Here is a 13283-nt window from a genome sequence, read left to right as displayed (position 1 = left end):
GTCATATTATATTACACAAAACGAACATAGGAGGCGAAAATGGTGAACCGAGGAAATAAGCTGCTCGATTATGTCAAACTGCTTGATTCCTCTATCCAGGTCGGAGGCTTCACCCATTTCTTCGGCATGGATACGCACATCCAGGATGGGAACATTCGCAATGCCGCTGATCTCGAATCGTTCATGCGTTGTCAGATGCATCCCAGCATCACCCGCCTTGAAGGGATGGCCATCAAAGGCATCTATAGTGCCGCCGACCAAAACGACACCTGGCGGCTGGCACTAATCGACAAACTCGTACATGTACAGCGCACCCCTGCCAACCAACGAGAGCAAGCGAGCTCCATGGGCAAAAGGCTGATCAAACTCGCACACGCCCTCCATCCATGGATTGATTTTTCTCCGCTTGAAGACACTTTAGCCAAATACGAATCCGTCGGCTGCCTCTCGACAGTCCACGCATGGGTCAATCACCACCTCGGCATTCCCGTCGAGGACGCTGTACAAGGTTATCTCCACTCAGCCATGAGCGCGTGCATAACCGAAGCCGCCAGAACTCTTGCCCTGGACGGCGATGCAAGCCAACAACTGTCTGCACGCCTGGCCGCAGACCTTGACCAGGAATGGGCACTGGTCAGCGCTTCCTCTACCGATGGACTTTCCCCTTCCGTCCCGACGTCCATCAAATCGCTTTTTCCCAGCTTCCACATGCTTGGAGCAGGCCTCCACGCTTTCAGGGCATAAACTCGCCTTCTTTTCTCCTCCAACTTCATCCACATGCCAAAAAAAGCACGCCGTCCCCAGCCGGCGTGCTTTTACCTTTCTTTCATAAAGACTAAAAAATACGCAAGTTCGTCATAAAACACTAAAAATAGAACTTTTTTACGTCTTTTTTAATTGTTACATGACGCAAATACGTATATAATTATCCATACAGCTCGCATTTACATCCATTCTACAACACAACAAGCCTGCTGAAAACTATGTTGAACTGAAGGTGAACCCTTTTGAACAAAAAGAAACCGGTGACGCCGTTTGGTTGGGCAATTAAACGAAGGCTGACCGAACTGCAAATGGATCAGAAAACATTTTGCGAAATACACGGTATCCCGCCATACCGCCTGTCCAATCTCATTCACGGAACGCGAAAAGCAACCCGATTCCGCCATCAGGTCGCAGACATTTTGCAAATTCCGGACGAGCTGCGCTGACCTTATCGACCTTTTTCTCCAATCAATGCCATTATCCTATATTACAAGGAGGGTCTTATCCCATGAGTTTTACCGTCACCGAACTGGAAAGATTGTCTTTCCAGTCCATGCGCCATCAGCTAGTCATCGTGGACCAACATTGGAACATTCGAAGCTGCAACGAAGCGTGGCTTCAAGACCTCGGACAACGCCGAAACGGACCCAAGCCGCATTCATCCGCCAACCGGATGCATCCCGAGAAGCTCCCGCACTACCTTCAATGGTTAAGGTCTTCGGTCCCTCAGGAAGAATCGATACGCATAACGGCCATCATTCGGCATTTGCAGCACATTCGCCAGCCTGCGGAAAGCAGCATCGCTTACGAGATCCCCGTACATCGGGACGCAAAGAAGAGGTGGTTTCGCATGGAACTCACCCCTCTCATTCAGACATCTGTTTCACGCTGCCTCGATCTCTCCCTGATCGCACACACAGACATCACTGAACATAAACAGACGGAATTGCAATTGAAGCAAGCCTTGGCGGAAGTACGTACACTGCGGGGGATGTTGCCCATCTGTGCCGTTTGCAAGCAAATCAAGGATGACCAGGACCATTGGAACTCCATTGAGAGTTATTTGGAGAAGCACACCCACGCCGAATTCACCCACGACATTTGCCCCGACTGCATCCGGCGGCTATATCCGGAGTACATGAACAGACTCAACAGACTCTCCTGACACCCGGGATTCCCCAACCCTCAGCCTATACCGACAGATGGTGCTCGAATTGGGACATATCCAGCTCGTTCGGAGAACCCTGCAGCGCAATCACGCCTTTGTCCATGACGTAAATATAATCCGCGGCGCCTCGGACAAAGTCGATGCTCTGTTCGACCAACAACACGGATATGTCACCTTTCTCCCTGATCCCCAGTATAGCCTGGCGGATATCTTCCACAATGGAAGGCTGAATGCCTTCGGTCGGTTCATCCAACAGCAGCAAGCCCGGCCTGGATGCCAACGCTCTGGCGAATGCCAATTGCTGCTGCTGGCCTCCACTCAGGTCGCCGCCCTGGCGGCCATACATCGTTTCCAGCACAGGAAACATGGCCAGTACATCTTCCGGGAACTCCTTCCTTCTGCCAGGGGCCGATTCAAGCCCCAGCAGCAGATTCTCCCTAACGGTCAATTGCGGAAAAATGTCGCGCCCCTGAGGCACATAGCCGATGCCAGCCTTCGCCCTTTTCGCAGAATCCAAAGAGGTCACGTCCCTCCCTTGCCAAAGGATATTGCCCTTCCGCGTTTTGAGCAAGCCCATCAACGTTTTCATCAGCGTGGTTTTGCCCACCCCGTTCCGCCCCATGAGACACACGACCTGTCCGGGTCGAACCTCAAGATTCACCCCTCGCAATACATTCGACTCGCCATAGCCGGATTCAATGCGTTGCAGAGACAGCATGCTCATCCCTCCTTTTGCCCAGGTAGACTTCAGCCACGATCGGGTCTGCCTGCACCTCCTCCATCGTGCCTTCCTTGAGCAGCTTGCCTTCATGCATGACCGTCACCTTCGCCGCATAATTCCGCACAAACTCCATGTCATGCTCGACCACGACCACTGAACGCTCGCGTGCAATCCCCCTCAGAAGTTGACCCGTTTTATCCGTTTCTTCATCCGTCATGCCGGCAACAGGCTCATCCAACAACAACACCCGAGGCTCCTGCAGCAATAACATGCCAATTTCCAGCCATTGCTTTTCTCCGTGGGACAGCGCTCCGGCACGGGCATGGACACGATCCTGCAGCCCTACCTGCAAGATGACTCGTTCCATCGCCGGTTTCATCTTCCCATGGCGCCGAATCCCCAAAGCCTGTAACGGTGAACGACGCACTTCAGCCGCCAGCGCCAGATTTTCCTGAACCGTCAACCCCGCGAAAACGGACGGTGCTTGGAATTTGCGTCCGACGCCTTTGCGGACGATCTGATGTTCTTTCAACCGCGTCAATTCCGTACCGTCATGCATGGTGACACCTCCGGAAACCGGCTTGGTTTTGCCGCAGATGACATCAAGCATCGTCGTTTTGCCCGCCCCGTTCGGTCCGATCAAGAAATGCAAATCCTGCTCATGCAGCTTCAAATTCATGCCGTTAACCGCCACGAAACCTCCAAACGCAACGGTGACATCTTTGGCTTCCAGCACGGCTGCCGGTTCAATAGACTTCCGGCTTTTCCTGACTGACAGGGACATGAGCAACCTCTCCTCTCCGCTTCATCATTCGGGCCAGGCGGCGATATACGCCCACCAACCCATTCGGCATGAACAGAACAACAGTGACAAATAATCCACCGAGAACAAATAACCAACCTTCCGGATAAGCCTCGCTGATCCCGGTTTTGGCCGCATTCAGCACCACTGCCCCGATAACAGCTCCGATCAGCGTCCCCCGTCCGCCAAGAGCTACCCATAGCACCATTTCAATGGAAGGAACAATGCCCATCATGGAAGGCGAGATAATGCCTACCTGAAGCACAAACAGCATTCCGGCGATGCCAGCCAGCGCCCCTGACAACACAAAGGATAATGTCTTGTAACCCGCGGGATCGTATCCCAAAAAACGCACCCGGTTCTCTCCGTCCCTCGCCGCCTCCAGCACTTGGCCAAAACGGCTGTTGACCACGCGCCTGCAAAGCACGTAGGCCAGCACCAGCACCGCAAGGGTGACATAATACAACACGATCGTCGTTCCTGGCGAGTGCAGCGCGAACCCAAAGATCGAGTAAAATCCGGTAATGCCGTTCGTGCCTCCCGTCCACTCCTGTTTGCCCACAAAAAGAGTAACCGTGATCAATACCAGCGCTTGAGTAAGAATCGTAAAATAGACACCCGAAATCCGGTTGCGAAACGTGAACCAGCCGAGCACAAAGGCAAGCAAGGCCGGGAGCAAAATCCCTAGCGCAACCGCCGCCGGAAATGACCGGAACGGTTCCCAAAACCAGGGCAGCTCGCGCAGCCCGCTCCACCCCATGAAGTCAGGCAGCGACGTGCCGCTCGCCTGAAGTTTAAGGTGCATGGCCATCGCGTATCCGCCAAGCCCGAAAAACACCCCATGCCCCAGACTTAACACTCCGCCATATCCCCAGATCAGGTCAAGCCCTATGGCCAAAATGGCGAGCGCCAGAAACTTAGCCAGCAGGCTAAGCCGAAATTCGGTTGAAATGAGCGGTGCAAGACACATCAGGAGCAATGCGACCGCCCAGACGATCTTCATTTTCGCGTTGCCTGACTTGAGAAGTACCTGCATAAGTTAACCCCCTTTTCGCATCAATCCAAGCTCCGGGTTCTCACTGCAACAAAGCCGCGTGGTTTCCATTGAAGGAAAGCAACAATACATGCAAAGACAAGCACTTTGCCGATCGAAGCCGAAGTATACGTCTCGAACAGCGTATTGAACACCCCGATCCCCAGCGCGCCGAGTACGGTGCCGACCAATTTGCCTACGCCACCCAACACGACGACCATAAAAGCATCGACGATGTAATAGGTGCCCAGCGAAGGTCCGATCGGACCGATCAGCGTCAATGCGCAGCCTGCAACGCCCGCAATTCCAGAGCCTATGGCGAACGTCAATCCATCCACGCGTCTGGTCGATATGCCCAGGCAGCCCGCCATGCTTCGATTTTGCATCACCGCTCTCATGCGCCGCCCCGACGAAGTGTGGTAAATATAAAGATACATACAGAGCAACACAACGATCACCAACGCAATGATAAACAGCCGTTTGTACGGAAATACGATACCTTCCGAGACAACCCACCCGCCATTCAGCCAGGATGGGCTTGACACCCCGACATTAGGCGCTCCAAAAATCGTTCGGGCAAGCTGCTGCAGCATCATGCCCACGCCCCAGGTCGCCAGCAAACTATCCAGAGGCCGCCCGTACAAGTGGCGAATCAGCACCGCTTCAAGCAGCCAGCCGACGAAGGCGGCAGCGCCGAACGCCAAAGGCAGTGCCACGATAAAGTACGCCTCGAACCACCCTGCAGGGGCATAGGACACAAACAAATTTTGCGTCACGTACGTGGCGTAGGCACCAATCATGATCAATTCGCCATGCGCCATGTTAATGACGTTCATGAGCCCGAATGTAACCGCCAGCCCGAGCGCAATCAACAGCAGGATCGAACTCACGCTCAGGCCGTTGAACAGTTGCAAAATAAACATATCCATGCTTCTCACTCCCCATGCGATAAGGCTTTCCATAATGGCTGTGAACCGCTCTTGAATAACGCGACACCGCTTTAATTCGATGCGGAATAAGGGTGTATTCATCACCCTCATCCACACTAAAGAAGGCAATAATCAGTTACTTTAATGTTATTGGCTGCTGAGCGAAGCTCCCCATTCATACGTTTTCAGGTAAGGATCCGGTTTGACAGGATCGCCCGAATTCCACAGTTCCTTGAACTGTCCATCTTCCTGCACTTCTCCGATGCGCACCGTTTTGTAAATATGCTGATTCTCGCCATCCACTGTCACTTTCCCTTCCGGCGCATCGAATTCCAGCCCTTTGGCAGCTTCTCTGACTTTCTCCACATCCGTACTTCCGGCTTTTTCAACGGCGGCTTTCCACAAATAAACGGCAACGTAACCCGCTTCGATCGGATCGGCGGTGACCCGGTCCTGTCCGTACTTCTCTTTGTATTTCTGCACAAACGCTGCATTTTCCGGCGTATCGGTCGTTTGATAATAGTTCCATGACGCCAAGTGACCTTTCAGCACATCCGCGCCGATGCCGCGAATTTCCTCTTCAGCCACGCTCACGGACAACGTTGTCATCTTGTCTGCCGTCATTCCGGCATCTTTCCATTGTTTGAAGAACGCCACATTGCTATCGCCATTCAGCGTGTTATATACAATGTCAGGTTGTGCCGCTTTGATTTTGCTAATGATGGTGCTGTAGTCGGTGTGCCCCAGCGGCGTGTACTCCTCACCCACTACTTCACCGCCTTCGGCTTCAAGCTGGGCTTTAATGATTTGATTGGCCGTTTTCGGGAATACGTAATCCGAGCCTAACAGATAAAACTTCTTGCCCCGGTTCTCAAGCAGCCACGTAACCGAAGGAACGATCTGCTGATTGGTTGTGGCCCCCGTATAAAAGATGTTAGGGGAAGATTCCAAACCTTCGTATTGCACGGGATAAAACAGCAAGCCGTTGTTCTGTTCAAATACCGGAAGCATAGCCTTGCGACTGGCGGAAGTCCACCCTCCGAACACGGCAGCCACCTTATCCTGCTGCAGCAGCTTTCCGGCTTTCTCCGCAAACGTCGGCCAATCCGAAGCGCCATCTTCCACGACCGGCTCGATCTGCTTTCCAAGCACGCCGCCTGCCGCATTGATTTCTTCGATGGCCAGCATCTCGGCATCCTTCACCGACACCTCGCTGATCGCCATCGTTCCGCTTAAAGAATGAAGAATGCCTACTTTGATCGTATCCTCCGCGGATACCGCTTCGCCTGTTCCGGAGGTCGCTGCCGACTGCGGAGGTTCTCCCCCTTCTACACATCCCGTCAAAGCAATGACCATCCCTAGCAACATGCCCCACCATTTGAACGAACTCTTTTTCAATAGCCTGCACTCCCTTTTTTGGTCTATTGACGAACATTACGGACTCACAGCTCTAAAATGTTCGTTGCTCCAAATTATGGTTGCTCCGACTTCGTATGTCAATAAATCTAACATAATTTTATTTCAACCGTTTCGTTTCATGCATATTTCTAAGATTTCCAGAAGGTTATTGACAAAAAACACCACCTGTGTGAGTATATTTAACACGATATCATTTCGTTCACATCAGAAATAATCAAGGGAAAGGTCGGATTGCCTTGCACTGGACAGAACAGGAAAAAGAAAAACTCCTGATAACCGTAGCTGCCAACCTCGCCCGCGAACGCAAAACCCGCGGCTTGAAGCTGAACGTGCCGGAAGCCATTGCACTGCTCACTTCCGAGCTGATGGAACGCGCTCGGGACGGGATGAGCGTAGCCGAGTTGATGCGGTATGGCGGAACGATCCTGACTCGCGAGGATTGCATGGAAGGCGTCCCCGACATGGTTCCCGAGGTACAGGTCGAAGCCACATTCCCCGACGGAACCAAGCTGGTTACCGTGCATGAACCCATACGTTGAGAAAGGCAGGAGAATGCCATGATTCCTGGTGAATACCGATTGAAACAGGACGACATCGTGTGTCATCCCGACCGCCCGACGCTCCAACTTATCGTATTGAACCGTGGCGACCGGCCCGTTCAAGTGGGCTCGCATGTACACTTCTATGAAGTGAATGCCTCCCTGGACTTCGACCGCGCAACAGCCTTCGGGCATCGGCTTCACATTCCGGCGGGTACGGCAGTCCGGTTTGAACCCGGAGAAGAAAAACCCGTCGAACTCACTACCTTTGGCGGCACACGGCATATTCACGGCTTTAACGGGTTGACCGAAGGCTCCTTGGCGTGTCCCCCCGATCCCGGGAAGCTCAACGCTTTCCTGCAAACCTTTGCCGACCCTGCGAACAACGGAGGCGATCCCTCTTGAAAAAAATGAGCCGGGAACAATACGCCTCCATGTTCGGCCCCACAACAGGGGATGCCATCCGTCTGGCGGATACGGAGCTTTGGGCCGAGATTGAACACGATTACGCCGTTTATGGCGACGAGAGCAAATTCGGCGGCGGCAAAGTGATCCGCGACGGCATGGGGCAGTCCGCCTCGGCACTGCGCACTGACGGCACGCCGGATACCGTCATTACCAACGCCGTCATTATCGACCATTGGGGCATCGTCAAGGCCGATATCGGCATTCGGGACGGCCTGATTTGCGCCATCGGCAAATCCGGCAATCCGGATACGATGGACGGCGTCCATCCGTCCCTGATGATCGGGGCCTCCACGGAAATCATTGCCGGAGAAGGCCTCATCGTGACGGCAGGAGGCATCGATACCCATATCCATTTCATCTGCCCCCAGCAAATCCAAACCGCCCTCTCTTCCGGAGTAACCACGATGATCGGCGGCGGGACGGGGCCGGCAACCGGCACAAAAGCGACAACGTGCACGCCTGGAGCATGGCATATTCATCGCATGCTCGAATCCGCAGAAGCTTTTCCGATGAATATCGGCTTTCTGGGCAAAGGAAACAGCTCCAACATCGCACCGCTCGTTGAACAGATCGAAGCCGGGGTCATCGGGCTCAAGCTGCATGAGGACTGGGGAACGACGCCAAGCGCCATCGACGCCTGCCTTACGGCCGCAGACAAGCACGACGTGCAAGTCGCTATCCATACGGATACGTTGAACGAGACCGGTTTCCTGGAAAACACGCTGGCAGCCATCAAAGGCAGAACCATTCATACCTACCACACAGAAGGCGCCGGCGGCGGGCACGCACCGGATATCATCCGGGCAGCGGGAGAGTCTTATGTCATCCCCTCTTCAACCAATCCAACACGTCCCTACACACGCAATACGGTAGAGGAACACCTCGACATGCTGATGGTCTGCCACCATCTGGACCCGTCGATTCCGGAAGACGTTGCTTTCGCGGACTCGCGGATTCGTCCGGAAACGATCGCTGCAGAGGATATTCTGCATGACCTCGGCGTGTTCAGCATCATCAGTTCGGACTCCCAAGCTATGGGACGTGTCGGAGAAGTCATTATTCGCACCTGGCAAACCGCGGACAAAATGAAGAAACAACGCGGCAAGCTGGAATTATCCGCAGGCTCGCCTTCCGACAACGACCGAATCAAAAGGTACGTGGCCAAATATACGATCAACCCGGCCATTGCCCACGGCATCAGCCACCTTGTCGGTTCCGTCGAAGCCGGAAAACTGGCCGATCTCACCCTTTGGAGCCCTGCCTATTTCGGAGTCAAACCGGAAATGGTCATTAAGGGCGGCATGATCGCTTTCGCCCAAATGGGCGACCCGAACGCTTCCATTCCGACACCGCAGCCCGTATTCGGGCGGCCGATGTTCGGTTCCTACGGCGGCGCTCTGGCCAAAGGCTCGATCACGTTCGTTTCCCAAGCAGCAGCAGAGGCCGGCATCAAAGAAGCCCTAGGATTAAACAAACGCGTGGAAGCGGTCAAAGGCTGCCGCTCGGTCAGCAAAAAGGACATGATCCACAACGATGTGACCCCGGTCATCGAAGTGGACCCCGAAACCTATGAGGTACGGGCCGACGGGGTGCTGCTGACATGCGAACCGGCGGAAGAACTGCCCATGGCACAGCGATATTTCATGTTCTGATTCTCACGCGCATACACGGAGGTTGGCGGGATCAATAGATGAAACGTTACTTTCGGGGAGGGCATCGACTTATGATGCATCACGGCACCAAACTGTTGCGTTATGTGCAACTGCTGGATTCCGCATTGCCCATCGGCGGTTTTTCCCACTCGTTCGGCCTGGAAGCATACACGCATGTCGGCACCATTCAAACGACGGCCCAGCTGGAACAATTCATTCGCAGCCAGCTGCATTCCAGCCTCGTCAGGTTTGACGGACTTGCCATCAAAGGCGTATATCAGGCGATCGATCTGGAGGATTCCGGCTTGCTCGCCCTGATCGACAAACAAGTTCACGCCCAACGCGCACCGCGCGAGATACGAGAAAGCGGGCATAAAATGGGCAAACGCTTGTTGAAGCTGGCGCGATCCTTATACCCGTGGATGGACTTTTCCCTGATCGACGAAGCGGTGCGGGACCATGGCGCCTATTGCGGAATCACAACGATTCACGGATACATTAACCATCGATTGGAAATCGGGTTGGACGAGGCAGTGACGGGGCATTTGTACACCAGTGTCAACGCATACGTTAACAGCGCCTTGCGCCTCCTGCCGATCGGCCAGACCGAAGCGCAGATGCTCATTCACAAGCTGTTGAACGACATTGAATCCGAATGGAGCAAGCTCCGGCTCGAGGCTCCCGAGCAGATGCACAGCTTCGGCATCGCCCAGGAAATTTACGCCATGCAGCATGAAACACTGCCTGCCCGTCTGTTCATGTCCTGAAATCTTTTATCCATATTCATTATCCAAGGAGGAATCAGTTATGTGTGGAGGAGCAAATCATACGCATCATCCGGAGTGGGAGCGCAAAGCTTTTGATCGCAGCCGTCCCATGCGAATCGGAATCGGAGGTCCTGTAGGATCGGGCAAAACCGCGCTTGTGGAAAAACTGTCCAAGGCGCTTCGCACCCGCTACAGCATCGCCGTCATCACGAACGACATCTACACGAAGGAAGATGCGGAAATTTTGCTGCGTCAGAACGCTTTGGCACCCGAGCGCATTATCGGCGTCGAAACAGGCGGCTGCCCGCATACCGCGATCCGCGAAGATGCTTCCATGAATTTCGAGGCGGTGGATGAACTGATCGAACGTTTTCCCGACCTGCAGTTGATTTTCATCGAGAGCGGCGGAGATAACCTGTCGGCTGCATTCAGTCCGGAACTGGCCGACGTATTCATTTACATCATCGATGTGGCGCAAGGGGAAAAACTGCCTCGCAAAGGCGGTCCGGGCATTACCCGTTCCGATCTGCTATTGATCAACAAAACAGACCTCGCTCCTTACGTCGGCGCCAGTCTCGAAGTGATGAAAGAGGATACCGAACGCGTCCGTGAAGGCCGCCCTTATGTCATGTCCAATCTGATGAGCGGCGAAGGCGTATCCGAGATCGTGCATTGGCTCGAACACCAATACATGGATGACGATGCTGCCGCTGCGCATCTGCATTCGCACAGCCATGACCACGGTTCGGCACACACTCATTGATCCCGTTCCGGAGATGCAGGCAACCGGGCCCGAACCAGCGCAGCCGATAACAGGCGCCATCACGCGCCGCAGCGAGCTCCGGGCCGGCTTTGCTCTTCAGGGCGGGAGAACGGTCATGATCGACCGCTATTACAGCGCCCCGCTCCGGTTCAGCCGCTCCTTCCGCCCTCACGGAGGCGGAAACGGGTTATGCGTGTATACATCGGATGTCTCGCCTGGCGTTTTGAACGGGGACGTATACCATTCGGAATGGCATCTCGGGGAAGGTACCCACGTCATGTTAAGCAGCACGTCCGCAACCCGATTGCACCCCACGCCTTCATTGCCATCCTCCGTGAAGCATCATTTCACGCTGGAACAAGGGGCCGTTCTGGAATACTTTCCGGAAGGCGTCATTCCGTTCAAAGGCAGTTCTTCCACACTTACCACCAGGTTCGATCTGCGAGAAAACACCGTTCTGGCGTATGCGGATATTTGGGCTGCCGGGCGCGTTCATCGCGGGGAACTGTTCCAATTCCAACGTTACGACAGCCTGACCGATATCCGGTTGGGCAAGCAGATCGTCGTCTGGGACCGATTCGGCCTCGCCCCGGAGCGGGACGATCCAACCGAGTCCGCCGCATTGATGCATTACACCCATACGGCCGCATTGTGGATGATCGCTCCCGGACTCGGCTCTGCTGAATTAGAACTGGTTAGGCAGAGATTGCCGCACGGAAGCCGCATCCTGGCCGGTGCGAGCATGCTTGCCGCCGGCGGAATCGGCGTCCGCATGCTCGGCATGGCCGCCTGGGAATTGCAGGAGCAATGCCTGCTTCTCTGGAATGCGGTTCGCCCGGCACTGCTCGGCAGCGAAATGCCTCCTTTCCGCAAATAACTCGGATGATAGGATGCGACAGGCAGATACGCATCCGGGCATGAACAGCGAAAAAAACCTCTGAACAGCATCAACGTCGTGTTGACCTGTTCAGAGGTTTTTATGATTCAGATCGATTCATCTTCCGTTCGATCCTCTTTCTTTTCAAGGAAGCCATCCCCGGAATGACGACCTTCTTTGGCCTTGCGATACCGGGTAAATTCAATATATTCGCTGATGAAAGACTGTTCTTCAGTCGATAATTCGTTGTCCTGGCAATCCAGTTGCCGCAATACGTCAAAAAAATAATCCTCCCGCTTCTCCCGCACCATCGCTTCCTTCGACGGCCGTCCGATCATAAGCCAATCCAGGCTCACATCGAAAAACGACGCGATCTCGATCAACTTGTTCGTACTCGGAATAGACTTGCCGCGCTTCCAATCCCCCAGATTGCCCGTGCTGATCTTCAGCTGCTGACAGAACGCCTTCTTGGTCATTCCCCTTTCGGCAATCAGTTGTTCAATTCGTTCATAGATCGACTGCATACAAGACCGCCTTCCAACCTTAGTAATCATGAATCCCTCTGCTCTGCTTTCCATCATCTCATGGGCCACACATTAAACAATATTATACCACAATCTGCCTGATCACTCAGCCCACCCCTAAGCATGTTGTACAAAAATAAAAAAGACAGGTTCTCATGTATAAACATGAAAACCTGTCTTCGTTAATACTTATGTATGCGGTCGAGAGGACTCGAACCTCCACGGGCGTACGCCCACTACCCCCTCAAGATAGCGTGTCTGCCATTCCACCACGACCGCATATTCAAATGTAAAACTGGTGAGCCATGAAGGACTCGAACCTTCGACACCCTGATTAAAAGTCAGGTGCTCTACCAACTGAGCTAATGGCTCTTGCTGTAAAACTTCACCGAATGCGCCATATCACTTATGGAAAAGCAATGACCTTTTGTGAAGCAATGACACGTAGGGGATACTCTCACTTCGTTCGAGACTGCGAAGTCTGTGCTAACGAGGTTTATCCTCCGACGAACCTTTGGGGTTCTCACCCCTTGTGTTGCAATGGAATTGCAATGACCCGTAGGGGATTCGAACCCCTGTTACCTCCGTGAAAGGGAGGTGTCTTAACCCCTTGACCAACGGGCCTTGTTAAACTCTGTCGTTCTTGGCGACAAGATAGAGTATATCATAGAATTTCAGAGGTGTGCAACACTTTTTTTGAAAAATAAATTTTAATGAAATAAAACAAACATATTCGCTCTACTTCAATCCACATTAGTGTTATCCGCAACCACTGAATATGTAAAAACCTTATTAAAAAACCTTACAATCACTTATAATAACTTATAATAACTTATAACATTGCAAATATCATTAT

At 53.4% G+C, this 13283-nt stretch carries 15 protein-coding genes and 3 tRNA genes; 9 read left to right on the top strand and 9 right to left on the bottom strand.

Going from position 1 to position 13283, the window contains the following annotated elements; all coding sequences use genetic code 11:
* Window positions 1-42 precede the first annotated feature (42 nt).
* From SNR34_RS06830 to SNR34_RS06820, 3 genes are all read left to right on the top strand, one after another.
* A complete protein-coding gene (locus SNR34_RS06830) occupies window positions 43-744 on the top strand; it encodes an urease accessory protein UreF (protein ID WP_339276665.1) in 702 nt (233 codons plus the stop codon).
* Window positions 745-1007: 263 nt separating this feature from the next.
* Window positions 1008-1211: an XRE family transcriptional regulator gene (locus tag SNR34_RS06825; RefSeq protein WP_236415107.1), complete on the top strand. Its 204-nt coding sequence runs from the start codon at window positions 1008-1010 to the stop codon at window positions 1209-1211.
* Between the two features lie 62 nt (window positions 1212-1273).
* Window positions 1274-1930 carry a nitrogen regulation protein NR(II) gene (locus SNR34_RS06820; protein WP_486181481.1) on the top strand — a complete coding sequence of 219 codons (657 nt, stop codon included), beginning with the start codon at window positions 1274-1276 and terminating at the stop codon, window positions 1928-1930.
* Between the two features lie 25 nt (window positions 1931-1955).
* Here the strand turns inward: SNR34_RS06820 and urtE are convergent, their stop codons facing one another.
* The 5 genes from urtE to urtA form a co-directional block, all read right to left on the bottom strand.
* The gene (gene urtE / locus SNR34_RS06815; RefSeq protein ID WP_486181480.1) at window positions 1956-2651 is read right to left on the bottom strand and encodes an urea ABC transporter ATP-binding subunit UrtE; all 696 of its coding nucleotides are present in this window, start codon (window positions 2649-2651) and stop codon (window positions 1956-1958) included.
* Entirely contained in the window at window positions 2629-3438 is an 810-nt protein-coding gene (gene urtD, locus SNR34_RS06810) for an urea ABC transporter ATP-binding protein UrtD (protein WP_236415112.1), read from the bottom strand. The genes urtE and urtD overlap by 23 nt, the downstream gene beginning before the upstream one ends.
* Window positions 3401-4492, bottom strand: coding sequence for an urea ABC transporter permease subunit UrtC (gene urtC / locus SNR34_RS06805; protein ID WP_339276661.1), 1092 nt, complete (start codon window positions 4490-4492; stop codon window positions 3401-3403). Before urtC ends, urtD begins: the two co-directional genes overlap by 38 nt.
* Before the next feature lie 20 nt (window positions 4493-4512).
* Complete coding sequence (gene urtB, locus SNR34_RS06800) at window positions 4513-5418, bottom strand: urea ABC transporter permease subunit UrtB (RefSeq protein ID WP_236415116.1); 906 nt, start codon at window positions 5416-5418, stop codon at window positions 4513-4515.
* A gap of 147 nt (window positions 5419-5565) precedes the next feature.
* Complete coding sequence (gene urtA / locus SNR34_RS06795) at window positions 5566-6786, bottom strand: urea ABC transporter substrate-binding protein (RefSeq protein WP_438286775.1); 1221 nt, start codon at window positions 6784-6786, stop codon at window positions 5566-5568.
* Window positions 6787-7073: 287 nt separating this feature from the next.
* On the opposite strand from urtA, the gene SNR34_RS06790 reads away from it, so the two are divergent.
* From SNR34_RS06790 to SNR34_RS06765, 6 genes are all read left to right on the top strand, one after another.
* On the top strand, window positions 7074-7376 hold the full coding sequence (locus SNR34_RS06790) for an urease subunit gamma (protein ID WP_236415119.1): 303 nt from the start codon (window positions 7074-7076) through the stop codon (window positions 7374-7376).
* A gap of 18 nt (window positions 7377-7394) precedes the next feature.
* The gene (locus SNR34_RS06785) at window positions 7395-7781 is read left to right on the top strand and encodes an urease subunit beta (protein WP_339276657.1); all 387 of its coding nucleotides are present in this window, start codon (window positions 7395-7397) and stop codon (window positions 7779-7781) included.
* 5 nt (window positions 7782-7786) lie between these two features.
* Window positions 7787-9496 (top strand): urease subunit alpha, encoded by a 1710-nt coding sequence (ureC, locus tag SNR34_RS06780; protein WP_486182416.1) that lies wholly within the window; start codon window positions 7787-7789, stop codon window positions 9494-9496.
* A 71-nt stretch (window positions 9497-9567) separates the two neighbouring features.
* Window positions 9568-10263 (top strand): urease accessory protein UreF, encoded by a 696-nt coding sequence (locus SNR34_RS06775; protein WP_339276653.1) that lies wholly within the window; start codon window positions 9568-9570, stop codon window positions 10261-10263.
* Window positions 10264-10303: 40 nt separating this feature from the next.
* Window positions 10304-11026 (top strand): urease accessory protein UreG, encoded by a 723-nt coding sequence (gene ureG, locus SNR34_RS06770; RefSeq protein ID WP_236415125.1) that lies wholly within the window; start codon window positions 10304-10306, stop codon window positions 11024-11026.
* Complete coding sequence (locus SNR34_RS06765; RefSeq protein WP_486181479.1) at window positions 10959-11903, top strand: urease accessory protein UreD; 945 nt, start codon at window positions 10959-10961, stop codon at window positions 11901-11903. Before ureG ends, SNR34_RS06765 begins: the two co-directional genes overlap by 68 nt.
* A 107-nt stretch (window positions 11904-12010) precedes the next feature.
* On the opposite strand, the gene SNR34_RS06760 is transcribed toward SNR34_RS06765, so the two are convergent.
* From SNR34_RS06760 to SNR34_RS06745, 4 genes are all read right to left on the bottom strand, one after another.
* On the bottom strand, window positions 12011-12427 hold the full coding sequence (locus tag SNR34_RS06760) for a helix-turn-helix domain-containing protein (protein WP_236415127.1): 417 nt from the start codon (window positions 12425-12427) through the stop codon (window positions 12011-12013).
* 196 nt (window positions 12428-12623) lie between these two features.
* Window positions 12624-12706, bottom strand: a tRNA-Leu gene (locus tag SNR34_RS06755).
* A 17-nt stretch (window positions 12707-12723) separates the two neighbouring features.
* Window positions 12724-12799 (bottom strand) — tRNA-Lys (locus tag SNR34_RS06750).
* 180 nt (window positions 12800-12979) lie between these two features.
* Window positions 12980-13051: transfer RNA gene (locus tag SNR34_RS06745), tRNA-Glu, on the bottom strand.
* Window positions 13052-13283 lie beyond the last annotated feature (232 nt).

The organism is Paenibacillus sp. XP01 (assembly GCF_057364885.1).
The sequence above is the reverse complement of the archived record's forward strand: the minus strand, read 5'-3'. Positions and strand labels throughout refer to the sequence as shown.

Bases quoted from the DNA above. Each gene is read 5' to 3' on its own strand.
- urtC (WP_339276661.1), bottom strand. From the start codon at position 4,492: ATGCAGGTACTTCTCAAGTCAGGCAACGCGAAAATGAAGATCGTCTGG.
- SNR34_RS06760 (WP_236415127.1), bottom strand. From the start codon at position 12,427: ATGCAGTCGATCTATGAACGAATTGAACAACTGATTGCCGAAAGGGGA.
- SNR34_RS06785 (WP_339276657.1), top strand. From the start codon at position 7,395: ATGATTCCTGGTGAATACCGATTGAAACAGGACGACATCGTGTGTCAT.
- urtA (WP_438286775.1), bottom strand. From the start codon at position 6,786: ATGTTGCTAGGGATGGTCATTGCTTTGACGGGATGTGTAGAAGGGGGA.
- SNR34_RS06775 (WP_339276653.1), top strand. From the start codon at position 9,568: ATGATGCATCACGGCACCAAACTGTTGCGTTATGTGCAACTGCTGGAT.
- urtB (WP_236415116.1), bottom strand. From the start codon at position 5,418: ATGGATATGTTTATTTTGCAACTGTTCAACGGCCTGAGCGTGAGTTCG.
- urtE (WP_486181480.1), bottom strand. From the start codon at position 2,651: ATGCTGTCTCTGCAACGCATTGAATCCGGCTATGGCGAGTCGAATGTA.
- SNR34_RS06820 (WP_486181481.1), top strand. From the start codon at position 1,274: ATGAGTTTTACCGTCACCGAACTGGAAAGATTGTCTTTCCAGTCCATG.
- SNR34_RS06765 (WP_486181479.1), top strand. From the start codon at position 10,959: ATGACGATGCTGCCGCTGCGCATCTGCATTCGCACAGCCATGACCACG.
- ureG (WP_236415125.1), top strand. From the start codon at position 10,304: ATGTGTGGAGGAGCAAATCATACGCATCATCCGGAGTGGGAGCGCAAA.
- urtD (WP_236415112.1), bottom strand. From the start codon at position 3,438: ATGTCCCTGTCAGTCAGGAAAAGCCGGAAGTCTATTGAACCGGCAGCC.
- ureC (WP_486182416.1), top strand. From the start codon at position 7,787: ATGAGCCGGGAACAATACGCCTCCATGTTCGGCCCCACAACAGGGGAT.